9 protein-coding genes are annotated in these 13786 nt (G+C 71.8%); all 9 read left to right on the top strand.

The features are described 5' to 3' along the window. The first annotated feature begins 15 nt into the window (after nt 1–15). The 9 genes from AB852_RS29225 to AB852_RS29265 all read left to right on the top strand — a co-directional run bounded on the left by AB852_RS29225 (nt 16) and on the right by AB852_RS29265 (nt 13743). Nucleotides 16–708, top strand: coding sequence for an SDR family oxidoreductase (locus AB852_RS29225; protein ID WP_073793235.1), 693 nt, complete (start codon nt 16–18; stop codon nt 706–708). A gap of 440 nt (nt 709–1148) precedes the next feature. Continuing rightward, nucleotides 1149–2162, top strand: coding sequence for a methionine synthase (locus AB852_RS29230; RefSeq protein WP_073793236.1), 1014 nt, complete (start codon nt 1149–1151; stop codon nt 2160–2162). A gap of 17 nt (nt 2163–2179) precedes the next feature. After that, nucleotides 2180–4495 (top strand): NAD-dependent DNA ligase LigA, encoded by a 2316-nt coding sequence (gene ligA / locus AB852_RS29235; RefSeq protein ID WP_079185007.1) that lies wholly within the window; start codon nt 2180–2182, stop codon nt 4493–4495. Between the two features lie 275 nt (nt 4496–4770). Beyond that, nucleotides 4771–6963 carry a putative bifunctional diguanylate cyclase/phosphodiesterase gene (locus AB852_RS29240; RefSeq protein ID WP_073793237.1) on the top strand — a complete coding sequence of 731 codons (2193 nt, stop codon included), beginning with the start codon at nt 4771–4773 and terminating at the stop codon, nt 6961–6963. 627 nt (nt 6964–7590) lie between these two features. Beyond that, the gene (gene gatC, locus AB852_RS29245; protein ID WP_073793238.1) at nt 7591–7887 is read left to right on the top strand and encodes an Asp-tRNA(Asn)/Glu-tRNA(Gln) amidotransferase subunit GatC; all 297 of its coding nucleotides are present in this window, start codon (nt 7591–7593) and stop codon (nt 7885–7887) included. A 26-nt stretch (nt 7888–7913) separates the two neighbouring features. Then, entirely contained in the window at nt 7914–9407 is a 1494-nt protein-coding gene (gene gatA / locus AB852_RS29250; protein WP_073793415.1) for an Asp-tRNA(Asn)/Glu-tRNA(Gln) amidotransferase subunit GatA, read from the top strand. Continuing rightward, nucleotides 9404–9643, top strand: coding sequence for a hypothetical protein (locus AB852_RS29255; protein WP_073793239.1), 240 nt, complete (start codon nt 9404–9406; stop codon nt 9641–9643). Before gatA ends, AB852_RS29255 begins: the two co-directional genes overlap by 4 nt. Nucleotides 9644–9658: 15 nt before the next feature. After that, entirely contained in the window at nt 9659–11170 is a 1512-nt protein-coding gene (gatB, locus tag AB852_RS29260; RefSeq protein ID WP_073793240.1) for an Asp-tRNA(Asn)/Glu-tRNA(Gln) amidotransferase subunit GatB, read from the top strand. A 338-nt stretch (nt 11171–11508) separates the two neighbouring features. Beyond that, a complete protein-coding gene (locus AB852_RS29265; RefSeq protein WP_073793241.1) occupies nt 11509–13743 on the top strand; it encodes an MMPL family transporter in 2235 nt (744 codons plus the stop codon). Nucleotides 13744–13786 lie beyond the last annotated feature (43 nt).

A 13786-nucleotide genomic window follows, 5' to 3' on the forward strand; every position in this document is an offset into this window, starting at 1 on the left:
TGCGACGATGGGCCCATGGCGACACATGTGATCACCGGGGCGGGGTCGGGCATCGGCGAGGCCGTCGCGCGCAGGCTGCACGCGCGCGGGGACGAGCTCGTCCTCCTCGCGCGGAACGCGGGCCGCGCGAAGGAACTGGTCGCCCGCTTCCCGGGCGCCCGCACCCTCGTGGGCGACCTCGCCGACCCCGACAAGCTCTCCTGGGCCTTCTCCCACCAGACGCTCCCCGACCGGATCGACTCCCTGATGCACATCGCGGGTGTCATCGAGCTCGGCCCCGTCGGCGAGCTGACCCCGAAGGCCTGGCGCCACCACCTGAACGTCAACCTCGTCGCACCCGCCGAACTCACCCGCCACTTCCTGCCCCAGCTCCGGGTCACCTCCGGACAGGTGATCTTCGTCAACTCCGGCTCGGGGCTGCGCGCACGGGCCGACTGGTCCGCGTACGCCGCCTCCAAGCACGGCCTGCGCGCGCTGGCCGACGCCCTCCGCGAGGAGGAGCAGCAGCACGGCATACGGGTCACCTCCGTCTACCCGGGCCGCACCGCGAGCGCCATGCAGGCCAAGGTCCAGCAGCAGGAGGGCAAGGACTACGACGCGGCCCGCTGGATGTCCCCGGACACGGTCGCCACCACGGTCCTGACCGCCCTGGACCTCCCCCGCGACGCAGAGATCAACGACCTCTCCGTCCGCCCCACCCCCCACTGACCCCCCGCACAGGAACAGCGACGATCAGACGCGCCCCGCCAGGGGCGCGAGGAACTGCGCCCCACGAGCGACCCGCACAGGAACAAGCGACGGTCAGAACCGCCCCGCCAGGGGCGCGAGGAACTGCGCACCCCCGTGGAACCGGCACAGGTACGAAGTACGGCGACAGGTGGAACCCTGGGGGCGCGGGGAACTGCGCCCCACGGGCGACGAGCGCAGGAACAGCGACGGTCAGAACCGCCCCGCCAGGGGCGCGGGGAACCGCGCACCCCCGTGGAACCGGCACGGGTACGAAGTGCGGCGACAGGTGGAACCCCAGGGCCGCCAGGAACCGCGCACGTGGCACAGGCACGCACCGGGGCACGGCGAAAGCCGGGACGCCGGGAACGTGCAGCAACCACCACCACGTCGGGCCGAACCCACCCCGTACGCTTCGCCGGGTGAACGACAACAAGGATTCCCGCCTCGGCCCGGCCACCGGCATCGGCTCCCTGCCCGGCACGGACCCGAGGGAGGCCGCGAAGACCGTCGTCGGCACCTTCGGGGAGGGGCAGGGCACCCCGTTCCTCCCCGAACTGCCCTCCCGCGGCCCCGGCGCCGACATGATCGGCCGCACCGCCGGACTCCTCGTCGAGGTCTACGCGCGCGTGGAGCCCAGCGGCTGGCGGATCGGCGACCGCCCCGGCCGGGACACCCGCCGCGCCCACACCTGGCTGCGGCAGGACCTCGACGCCCTGGAGGAGTTCACCCAGGGCTACGAGGGCCCGCTCAAGGTCCAGGCGGTCGGACCGTGGACGCTCGCCGCGGCCCTGGAACTGCGCGGCGGCGAGGCGGCCCTGTCCGACCCCGGCGCCTGCCGGGACCTCGCCGGATCACTCGCGGAGGGACTCCGCGAACACCTCGCGGACGTCCGCCGCCGGGTTCCGGGCGCCCGGATCGTCCTCCAGTACGACGAGCCGTCGCTCACCGCCGTGCTGCGCGGACAGATCCGCAGCGCCAGCGGCTACCGCACCTACCGGGCCCCGGACCGGCAGACCGTCGAGGGAACCCTGCGCGACCTGTTCGCCGTGCACGACGGTCCCGTCGTCGTGCACTCCTGCGCCCCCGACGTCCCCTTCGCGCTGCTGCACCGCGCCGGAGCCGCCGGGGTCTCCTTCGACTTCGCCCTCCTCACCGAGCGTGACGACGATGTGATCGGGGAAGCGGTCGAGTCGGGGACGCAGCTGATCGCCGGTGTCGTGCCCGGTACCGACGGCCCGTTGTCAGACCCTGCCGGTAGCGTCATGGGTGTCAGGACGCTGTGGCGCAGGCTGGGGCTGCGGCCGGGGTCGCTGAGCGAGTCCGTCACGCTCACCCCGGCCTGCGGTCTCGCGGGCGCCTCCCCCGAGTACGCCCGGGGCGCGCTCGCCCACTGCGTCCGGGCGGCGAGATCCCTCGCGGACGACCCAGAGTGACCATCGGGAGGAATGACGTGGCCGGCGACCAGGACGCACAGCCCGGATCGGTGCCCGTGCAGGCGCGGCAGCAGCACGCCCGTCTCGCCGGAGAGATCGAGGACCACCGCTTCAAGTACTACGTGAAGGACCAGCCCGTCGTCAGCGACGCCGAGTTCGACCGGCTGATGCGGGATCTGGAGGCCCTGGAGGACGAGTACCCGGAGCTGCGCACCCCCGAGTCGCCCACCCAGCAGGTCTCCGTCGCCTACGAGACCGATCTCGCCGAGGTGCGCCACCGCGAGCGGATGCTGTCCCTCGACAACGCCTTCGACGACGCCGGGCTGGACGCCTGGGCCGAGCGCATCGCCCGGGACGTGGGCACCACGGACTACCACTTCCTGTGCGAGCTGAAGGTCGACGGGCTCGCCGTGAACCTCACCTACGAGGACGGCAGACTGACCCGTGCCGCCACCCGCGGCGACGGCCGCACCGGCGAGGACATCACGCCCAACGTCCGCACGATCGCCGAGATCCCGCACCGTCTCCAGGGCGACGACATCCCCGCGCTGGTCGAGATCCGCGGCGAGGTGTACTTCCCCATGGAGGCGTTCCAGGCGCTGAACGAACGCCGGGTGAAGGCCGGTGAGAAGCCGTACGCCAACCCGCGCAACTCCGCCTCCGGATCGCTGCGCCAGAAGGACCCCAAGGTCACCGCGACGCTCCCGCTGCACATGGTCGTCCATGGCATCGGCGCCCACGAGGGCCTGCGGATCAGCCGCCTCTCCGAGGCGTACGAGCTGCTGCGCGGCTGGGGTCTGCCCACCGCCCGGCACAACGAGGTCGCGGACTCCGTCGAGGGTGTCCGCGCGTTCATCGCCCGTTACGGCAAGAACCGCCATTCGATGGAGCACGAGATCGACGGTGTCGTCGTCAAGCTCGACGAGATCCCCCTCCAAGGCCGCCTCGGTTCCACCTCCCGCGCGCCCCGCTGGGCCATCGCCTGGAAGTACCCGCCGGAGGAGGTCAACACCAAGCTGATCAACATCCGCATCGGGATCGGCCGCACCGGCCGCGCCACCCCCTACGCGCAGGTGGAGCCGGTCGTCGTCGCCGGTTCGGAGGTGGAGTTCGCGACCCTCCACAACCAGGACGTCGTCAAGGCGAAGGACGTCCGCGTGGGGGACACCGTCGTCATCCGCAAGGCCGGGGACGTGATCCCCGAGATCCTCAGCCATGTCCCCGAGCTCCGCGACCCGGACGCCCCCGAGTTCGAGATGCCCACCCACTGCCCCGAGTGCGGCACGAAGCTGGAGCCCGCGAAGGAGGGCGACATCGACTGGCGCTGTCTGAACGCCCGCGGCTGCCCCGCCCAGTTGCGGGAGCGGCTGTTCTACCTCGCCGGCCGCAAGTCCCTCGACATCGACCACTTCGGCTATGTCTCCGCCGCCGCCCTCACCAAGCCGCTGGAGCCCGCCGAGCCGCCGCTCAAGGACGAGGGCGATCTCTTCGACCTGACGATCGAGCAGCTGCTGCCCATCAAGGCGTACGTCCTCGACCCGGACAGCGGACTGCCCAAGCGGGACCCGGAGACCGGTGAGGAGAAGGTCGCCACGGTCTTCGCCAACCAGGAGGGCGAGCCCAGGAAGAACGCGGTCGCGATGCTGGAGAGCATCGCCGCCGCCAGGAGCCGCCCGCTGGCCCGCTTCCTCACCGGGCTGTCGATCCGTCATGTCGGACCCGTCGCCGCCGAGGCGCTCGCCCGGGAGTTCCGCTCCATCGACCGGCTCGCCGAGGCCACCGAGGAGCAGCTGGTCGCGACCGACGGGGTCGCGGGGACCACCGCGTCGGCCGTCAAGCAGTGGTTCGCCGAGGACTGGCACCAGGAGATCGTGCGCAAGTGGAAGGCCGCCGGTGCCGGGATGGAGGACGCGGGTGCCGGGGAGGACGAGGGCCCCAGGCCCCTCCAAGGCCTCACCGTCGTCGTCACGGGCACGCTGACGGGTCATACCCGTGACGGGGCCAAGGAAGCGCTCCAGAGCCAGGGCGCCAAGGTGACCGGATCGGTGTCCAAGAAGACGGCGTTCGTCGTGGTCGGTGACAATCCGGGATCGAAGTTCGACAAGGCCATGCAACTGAAGGTGCCGGTTCTGAACGAGGAGGGCTTCGCGGTCCTCCTCGAACAGGGCCCCGAGGCCGCGGCGGAGGCAGCCCTTCCGCCGGAGGAGGAAACCCCGGCAGGGACCTCCGCCGACACACCGGCCGAGACCCCGGCGGAACCCGCGCAGGAGAGCCCCGACGCCCCCGCCGGGACCCCCGCGGGCGGCACGGAGGAGACCCCCGCCGGGGAGTGACCCCGCCGACCCGCCGATGCCTCCTGAGGGCACCTCAGCTCCGGTGCGCGCCCCGCAAGAACACCCGTTCGGCGCATATCAGATGCTTAGGGGTGCCCCGGTCGCATTCGGGCAACCGTGGCCGACCGCTGCCCTTGGGGGCCCTCCGCGGCCTACTGTTGAGTTATGCGCCTGCCGCGCCCCGCTGCGTGGTGGGTCATCAGACGCGGGTTCGATGGCGGTGAACGGCGGGGCGACGCGTGGCGCGGCCACCGCCGGCAGTGAGAGGGACGGTAATGGAATCGAGCGAGAGAGCCGCCCCGGACGGACGCGTGCGCGCCCGCCGGACGCCCGGTGCCTGGCTCATCGGCCGCAGGCCGCCCACTCACCCCGACATGCCTGTCACCCAGGCCACCCGCACCTACCCCGACACCGAACCGGGACCGCACCACGGGTCCTGGCCGTTCCTCGCCGTCGCGGTCGTCCCCCTCGCCGCGCTCGTCCTCGGCGCCGGGGCCTACAGCGCGATCAGCGGCAACCGGGCGCTGTTCCCCACCGGCAAGGCCGGCTGGTCCCTCGCCGTCCTCACCGGACTCATCGTCGGCCATCTCGTCGCACTCGGCCGGGGCCGCTGGTGGGGCGGCACGGGCTCCGGCTCCGCCCTGACCCTCGCGGTGCTGCTGCTCTACGGCTGGATTCCCGCCGGGATGGTCAGTCTCACCGTCGTCGTCCTCGTCGGGGTGGCCCGCCGCAACCGCTGGCGGCAGGGATTACTGCATGGTGCCGTCGACATCCTCGGCATAGGCGCGGGCGCGCTCGCGCTCGGCGCGTGCGGTCTGGTGCCCACCGTCGAGGAGCCATGGCTGCCCGAGACCTGGGACCTCTACGCCGCGCTGGAGGTCGTCCTCGCCGCCGCGACCTATCTGGCGGTCACCCGGCTGCTGCTCTGGTACGTCCACGCCCCGCAGGCGTCCGGACTGCCGACGGTCGCCCGTACCGCCCTGATGCGGCAGGCCCTCGTGGGGGCGGCGCTGCTCGGCATCGCACCGCTCATCTGTGTCGTGGCCATCGCCATGCCGATCCTGCTGCCCCTGTTCGTCGTCCCGCTGATAGCGCTCGACTCCACCCTGTGGATCGCCCGCGCCCGCGCCGAGGAACAGCTCCGCGACCCGCTGACCAAACTGCCCAACCGCCAGTGGCTGCTCGAACGCACCTGGGCCGCGCTCGACGACGCCGAACGCATCGGGGCGCGCTCCGCGCTCATGCTCATCGACCTCGACCGCTTCCGGTCCGTCAACGACACCCTCGGCCATCTCGCCGGTGACCGGCTGCTGCTCCAGATCGCCGACCGGCTCCGGCTCGCGCTGCCCCGCGGCGCGGAGGCCGCGCGGCTCGGCGGCGACGAGTTCGCCGTACTGCTGCCCATCGCGGACTCCACGACCTCCGCGACCCGGGTCGCCCGCTCGGTCGTCACCGCCCTCGGTTCCCCGCTCGACCTCGACGGACTCACCCTGGTCCTGGAGGCCAGCGCCGGACTCGCCGTCTTCCCCGACCACGCCCTCGACGCGGAGGGGCTGCTGCGGCGGGCCGACGTCGCCATGTACCAGGCCAAGCGCGACCGCACCGGGGTGGAGGTGTACGAGTCGAAGCGCGACTCCAACACCCCCGACCGGCTCGGCCTCCTCGGGGACCTGCGGCGCGCGCTGGACGCGGGGGACGTCCAACTGCACTATCAGCCCAAGGTGCGGTTCGACGGACAGGTCGCCGGGCTGGAGGCCCTGGTGCGCTGGGTGCACCCGGAACGCGGGCGGGTCCCCCCGGACGAGTTCATCGCCATCGCCGAGTCGTCCGGGCTGATGCCGCACCTCACGGAGTACGTGCTGGAGATCGCGCTCGGGCAGGTCGCCCGCTGGCGTGCGCAGGGGCTGCGGGTGCCCGTCGCGGTGAACGTGTCGCCCCGTGACGTCCACACCCCCGGCTTCGCCGGATCGGTCGCCGCGCGGCTCGCGCGCCACGGGGTGCCGCCGTCCGCCCTGCAACTGGAGATCACCGAGCATGTGCTGCTGGAGGACCCGCAGCGGGCCGCGGACACGCTGGCCGGGCTGACCGGGCACGGGGTGAAGATGTCCCTGGACGACTTCGGGACGGGGTACTCGTCCCTGGTCCATCTGCGGCGGCTGCCGGTCAGCGAGCTGAAGATCGACCGGTCGTTCGTCGCGCGGCTCGCCTTCGACAACGAGGACGCGGAGATCGTGCGCTGCACGGTGGATCTCGCGCACTCGCTGGGGCTGCTCGTCGTGGCGGAGGGGGTCGAGGACGACGAGACGTGGGAGCGGTTGCGCGATCTCGGCTGTGACGCGGTCCAGGGGTGGCTCGTCGCCGCGGCGATGCCGTCCGACGAGGCGACGGCGTGGTTGCTGGCGCGGGGGTCCCGCGGGTGGCAGCGGCCGAAGGCCGCGGTGCGGTCCACCGCGGAGGACCAGGAGTAACGGTTCGCCTTCGCTTGCGCCCCGGGGTCTGTCCGGCTGGGCGTACTTCGTTCCTGTGCCGTCGCCCGTGGGGTGCGCAGTTCCCCGCGCCCCTTTGGGGCGCATCCGGCCGGTTCTTCGGGTCGGTGCCGGTCGGGATTCTCCGTCCTCGATCCGACACGCTCGGTACGACGTACCCGTACCCGACTGAAGAGCATCGGAGTCTGCGAGCAGAGATTCCCGCCCACCCCCTCCCGCAGCAGCGCGAGTGCACGAGGAGGGGGTTTGAACCCCGGCCCCGGTTGATGCAGCCCGCAGCCTGATCGCCGGCCCCAGCTGGGCGCCCCTGTAGGGGCGCGGGGAACTGCGCACCCACCGAGCGACCCGTACGGGACAAGTGCGTCCACCCGGACAGACCTCGGAAGCGCAAGCGAAGGCGACCCGCGGGGAACGGCGCACCCCACGAGCGACGGCACAGGGACAAGCGCGTCCAGCACAGGGGACCCGGGCGCGCGCCTCGGCCGGGCCGGGTCGGAGGACGGGCCGGGGGACGGTGCTGCGGGCCCCCCGCCAAGGGGTTTCGCGGAGAGACACCCCCGCCCCATAGGATTGGCCTCAAAACCACCACTCACCCCAGAGGATCGACGCATGCCTGGCATCACGCGCGAGGAGGTCGCCCACCTCGCACGGCTGGCACGCCTGGACCTGAAGAGCGAAGAACTCGACCACTTCGCCGGTCAGCTCGACGACATCATCGGCGCGGTAGCCCGCGTCGCCGAGGTCGCCGACCAGGACGTACCGCCGACCTCCCACCCGCTGCCCCTGACGAACGTCATGCGCGCGGACGAGGTCCGACCCTCGCTCACCCCCGAGCAGGCGCTGTCCGGTGCCCCGGCCCATGAACAGCAGCGTTTCAAGGTCCCGCAGATCCTGGGGGAGGACTGATCGCCATGCCTGAGGACAAGCCCGACATGAACAGCATCATCAGGCTGACCGCCGCCGAAACAGCGGCGCGCATCGCTTCCGGCGAGCTGACGGCCATCGAGGTCACCGAGGCCCACCTGGCCCGGATCGAGGCCGTGGACGAGAAGGTCCACGCGTTCCTGCACGTGGACCGCGAGGGCGCCCTCGCCCAGGCCCGCGCGGTGGACGCCAAGCGCGCGGCGGGCGAGAAGCTCGGCCCCCTCGCGGGCGTACCGCTCGCGCTCAAGGACATCTTCACCACCGACGGCATCCCGACCACCGTCGGCTCGAAGATCCTCGAAGGCTGGATCCCGCCGTACGACGCGACCCTCACGAAGAAGCTGAAGGCCGCCGACGTCGTGATCCTCGGCAAGACCAACATGGACGAGTTCGCCATGGGGTCGTCGACGGAGAACAGCGCGTACGGCCCCACGGGCAACCCGTGGGACCTGACCCGGGTCCCGGGCGGCTCCGGCGGCGGCTCGTCCGCGGCGCTCGCCTCGTACCAGGCGCCCCTCGCGATCGGTACGGACACCGGCGGCTCGATCCGTCAGCCCGCCGCCCTGACCGGCACGGTCGGGGTCAAGCCGACGTACGGCGGGGTCTCCCGCTACGGCATGGTCGCGTTCTCCAGCTCGCTGGACCAGGGCGGCCCCTGCGCGCGTACCGTCCTCGACGCGGCCCTGCTGCACGAGGTCATCGGCGGCCACGACCCGCTGGACTCGACGTCCATCGACGCCCCCGTACCGCCGGTCGTGGAGGCCGCGCGCAACGGTTCCGTGGCGGGTATGCGGGTCGGTGTCGTCAAGCAGTTCCGCGGCGAGGGCTACCAGGCCGGCGTCGTCCAGCGGTTCGACGAGTCCGTCGCGCTGCTGAAGGAGCTGGGCGCCGAGATCGTCGAGCTGGACTGCCCGTCCTTCGACCTGGCGCTCTCCGCTTACTACCTGATCGCGCCGTCCGAGTGCTCCAGCAACCTGGCCCGCTTCGACGCGATGCGCTACGGGCTGCGGGTCGGCGACGACGGCACCCGTTCGGCCGAGGAGGTCACCGCGATCACCCGTGACGCCGGTTTCGGCGACGAGGTCAAGCGGCGGATCATGCTCGGCACGTACGCGCTCAGCTCCGGCTACTACGACGCGTACTACGGCAGCGCCCAGAAGGTCCGCACCCTGATCACCCGGGACTTCGAGAAGGCGTTCGAGCGGGTCGACGTGATCGTGTCGCCCACGACGCCCACCACCGCCTTCGCGATCGGTGAACGCGCGGACGACCCGATGGCGATGTACCTCGCGGACCTGTGCACCATCCCCACCAACCTGGCGGGCAACGCGGCCATGTCGCTGCCCTGCGGCCTCGCGCCCGAGGACGGTCTGCCGGTCGGTCTCCAGATCATCGCCCCGGCGATGAAGGACGACCGGCTGTACAAGGTCGGTGCCGCCGTCGAGGCGGCGTTCGTGGAACGCTGGGGTCATCCGCTGCTAGAGGAGGCACCGTCGCTGTGAGCGCACTGACCAAGGCCAAGGGCTTCAAGAAGTCCCGGTCCGGCACGTACCTGTCCATGGCCACCACGGCGTTCGGCGCCGTCAGCGTCCTCAAGCAGGCCAGGAAGGCCCGCTCGGACAACGACACGCTGCGGCTGCTCGACGCCGCGGTGTCCGCCGCCGCCATCGCCACCGGCCTCGCCATCCTCTACCGGGAGCTCAAGCGCCTCGGTGACGACGATGTCCTGCTGGGCTGAGAGGGAAGTTTCACCGTGACTGTCACGACCGACCTGGTGTCGTACGAGGACGCGCTCGCGTCGTACGACCCCGTCATGGGCCTGGAGGTCCATGTCGAGCTCGGCACCAGGACCAAGATGTTCTGCGGCTGCGCCACGGAACTGGGCGCGGAGCCCAATGCCCAGACCTGCCCGACCTGTCTCGGCATGCCGGGCTCCCTGCCGGTCGTCAACGCGATCGGCGTGGAGTCCGCGATCAAGATCGGTCTCGCGCTGCACTGCGAGATCGCCGAGTGGTGCCGCTTCGCCCGGAAGAACTACTTCTATCCGGACATGCCGAAGAACTTCCAGACCTCCCAGTACGACGAGCCGATCGCCTTCAACGGCTATCTGGACGTCCAGCTGGAGGACGGCGAGGTCTTCCGCGTGGACATCGAGCGCGCCCATATGGAGGAGGACACCGGCAAGTCGACCCATGTGGGCGGCGCCACCGGCCGAATCCACGGCGCCTCGCACTCGCTCCTCGACTACAACCGCGCGGGCATCCCCCTCATCGAGATCGTCACCAAGCCGATCACCGGCGCCGGTGAGCGCGCTCCCGAGGTCGCCAAGGCGTATGTCGCGGAGCTGCGTGAGCTGATCCGGGCGCTCGGTGTCTCCGAGGCCCGGATGGAGATGGGCCAGATGCGCTGCGACGTGAACCTGTCGCTGCGTCCGTACGGCCGCGAGAAGTTCGGTACCCGCAGCGAGACGAAGAACGTCAACTCGCTGCGCTCCGTCGAGCGTGCCGCCCGCTTCGAGATCCAGCGGCACGCCGCGGTCCTGAACACCGGCGGCACCATCGTCCAGGAGACCCGGCACTTCCACGAGGACACCGGCTCCACCACCTCCGGCCGGATCAAGGAGGAGGCGGAGGACTACCGGTACTTCCCGGAGCCCGATCTGGTGCCCGTCGCCCCGGCCCGGGAATGGGTCGAGGAACTGCGGGCCGGGCTGCCCGAGCTGCCGCGCGTACGCCGTAACCGGCTGCGCGAGGAGTGGGGCGTCACCGAGCACGACATGCAGTCCATCCTCAACGCCGGGGCGGTCGACCTGATCGCCGCGACCATCGAGGAGGGCGCCGACTCCGCCGCCGCCCGCAAGTGGTGGATGGGCGAGCTGGCCCGCAACGCCAACGAGTCCGGTCGGGCCCTGGACGCGCTGGGGATCACCCCCGCCGCGGTCGCGCGGGTCGCCGCGCTCGTCGCGTCGGGCGACCTCAACGACAAGCTCGCCCGGCAGGTCATCGAGGGTGTGCTGGCCGGTGAGGGCACGCCGGACGAGGTCGTCGAGAAGCGGGGCCTGAAGGTCGTCTCCGACGAGGGCGCGCTCACCACCGCCGTCGACGAGGCCATCGCCGGGAACCCGGGCATCGCGGACAAGATCCGCGGTGGCAAGGTCCAGGCGGCGGGCGCCCTGGTGGGTGCCGTCATGAAGGCCACCCGCGGGCAGGCCGACGCGGCCCGGGTCAAGGAACTGATCCTGGAGCGTCTCGGCGTCGAGGGCTGACCCCCGACGGACGGATGAGTACGAGCGGAGGGCGGCGCACCGGGTGACGGTGCGCCGCCCTCCGCCGTCCGTACGGGCCCGCGCAGGGGCGGAACCCTCCCAGGTCCGGGCCGTCCGCCGCCCTCGGCCCACTTCCGCCGACACGTCCGCCGACTTCTGTGACGAGAGCCACGAACCGGACAAACGATCTCTTGTTGCTGCGAGAGTGGCCCCACGTTCATATGTTCTTCGTGGCGGTACCGTTCGTCCCCCGTGTGACCCTGGGGTCCGGTCCCGGCGGCTGTACCGGGGTACCGGCTGTTCCCGAGGAAGATCCGACGAGGCTTGGGAGCACATCGGTGGCAGCACTCGCGCGATGGTGCGTCCGCCGACGCCTCGTGGTCGTCCTCCTGTGGCTCCTCGCCCTCGGCGCCACGGCCGCCGCCGCGGCCCTCACCGGCTCCGCGTACTCCAACGACTACGAGGTCCCCGGCACCGAGTCCGGCCGCGCCACCGAGCTCCTCGCCCAGGGCTTCCCCGGCGCGGGCGGCGACAGCGACACCATCGTCTGGCACACCGAACGCGGCACGGTACGCGCCGCCGCCGTCGAACAGACCATGACCCGGACCCTCGCCGAGGTCGCGGCACTGCCCACCGTCGCCGATGTCACCAGCCCGTACGGTGAGCCGGGCGCCGACGGACCCGGCGGCGCCACCCGGATCAGCGCCGACGGCCGCACCGCCTACGCCACCCTCACCTTCGACCGGCCGGTCGGTGAACTGACCGCGGCCCACGCCGACGCCGTTGTCACCACGGCCCAGCGGGCCGCGGGCGACGACCTCCGCGTCGAACTCGGCGGCACCGCCGTCGCCCTCACCGAACCGCTCGGCGGACATCTCGCGGAGGCCGTGGGTGTCGCCGTCGCCGCCGTCGTCCTCTTCCTGGCCTTCGGCTCCCTCGCCGCGTCCCTGCTGCCCATCGCCACGGCCCTCGTCAGCGTCGGCACCGCCTACGGCGGGATCGTGCTGCTCGGCCACACCATGACCGTCGCGGACTTCGCCCCCATGCTCGGCCTGCTCATCGGCCTCGGCGTCGGCATCGACTACGCGCTGTTCATCGTCACCCGCCACCGGCAGGGCCTCAAACGCGGCTTGTCCGTCGAGGAGTCCGCGGTCCGGGCCGTCGCCACCACCGGCCGCGCCGTCGTCTTCGCGGGCGCCACCGTCTGCATCGCCCTGCTCGGCATGCTGATCCTGCGGCTCGGCTTCCTCAACGGGGTCGCCATCGCCGCGTCCCTCACCGTCGTCCTGACCGTCGCCGCGTCCGTGACCCTGCTGCCCGCGCTGCTCGCCTGGATCGGCCCCCGCGCGCTCAGCCGCCGCGAACGCCGACGGCTGGCCGAGCACGGACCCGCACCCGAGGTCCCCACCGGTCTCGCCGCCCGCTGGTCCGCCTTCGTCGAACGGCATCCCAAACTCCTCGGCGCTCTCGCCCTCGCCGTGATCACGGTCCTCGCGCTGCCCACCCTCTCGCTGCACCTCGGCACCTCCGACCAGGGCAACAACCCGGAGACGGCCACCACCCGCCAGGCCTACGACCTCCTCGCCGACGGGTTCGGCCCCGGGGTCAACGGCCCCCTCACCCTCGTCGCCGAACTCCGCGGCGCCGACGACCGCCTCGCCTTCGACGGCCTCGCCGCCACCCTGCGCAGCACCGAGAACGTCGCGTCCGTCACCCCGGCCGTCCACAACGGCGCCGGTGACACCGCGGTCCTCACCGTCGTCCCCGGATCCGCGCCGCAGTCCCAGGAGACCAGCGCGCTCGTCGACCGGCTGCGCACCGAGGTCCTGCCCCGCGCCGAGCACGGCACCTCCCTCGACGTCCACGTCGGGGGTGTGACCGCCGGATACGACGACTTCGCCGAGATCATCGTCGGCAAGCTCCCGCTCTTCGTCGGGGTCGTCATCGCCCTCGGCTGTCTGCTGCTCCTGCTGGCCTTCCGCTCCATCGGTATCCCCGTCAAGGCCGCCGTCATGAACATCGCCGCCGTGGCCGGGGCCTTCGGCGTCGTCGTCGCGATCTTCCAGTGGGGCTGGGGCAGCGAACTCCTCGGCCTCGGCCGCGCCGGGCCCATCGAACCGTTCCTCCCCGTGATCATGGTGTCCGTCCTCTTCGGGCTCTCCATGGACTACCAGGTCTTCCTGGTGAGCCGGATGTACGAGGAATGGCTGGAGACCCGGGACAACCGCCGCGCGGTACGGGTCGGACTCGCGGAGACCAGCCGCGTGATCAACTCCGCGGCGGTCATCATGATCTCCGTCTTCCTCGCCTTCGTCCTCACCGGCGACCGGGTCATCGCCATGTTCGGCATCGCGCTCGCCGCGGCCGTCGCCCTGGACGCCTTCGTCCTGCGCACCCTCCTGGTGCCCGCCCTGATGCATATGCTCGGCGGCGCCAACTGGTGGCTGCCGCGCCGGCTGGACCGGCTGCTGCCCCGTATCAGCATCGAGGCGCCGAAAGCCGCTACCGGTGATCCGGCGGGACATGCGACGATTCCCGCGCGGCGCGACGCGCCGACACACGCGGACGTATGACGACGAAAGCGACCGCGACCCCCGTGTGACGGCGCCCGGCCAA

The organism is Streptomyces uncialis (genome assembly GCF_001905345.1).
Taxonomy (GTDB): Bacteria; Actinomycetota; Actinomycetes; order Streptomycetales; family Streptomycetaceae; genus Streptomyces; species Streptomyces uncialis.

Bases quoted from the DNA above. Each gene is read 5' to 3' on its own strand.
- gatA (WP_073793415.1), top strand. From the start codon at position 7,914: ATGAACAGCATCATCAGGCTGACCGCCGCCGAAACAGCGGCGCGCATC.
- AB852_RS29240 (WP_073793237.1), top strand. From the start codon at position 4,771: ATGGAATCGAGCGAGAGAGCCGCCCCGGACGGACGCGTGCGCGCCCGC.
- AB852_RS29225 (WP_073793235.1), top strand. From the start codon at position 16: ATGGCGACACATGTGATCACCGGGGCGGGGTCGGGCATCGGCGAGGCC.
- gatC (WP_073793238.1), top strand. From the start codon at position 7,591: ATGCCTGGCATCACGCGCGAGGAGGTCGCCCACCTCGCACGGCTGGCA.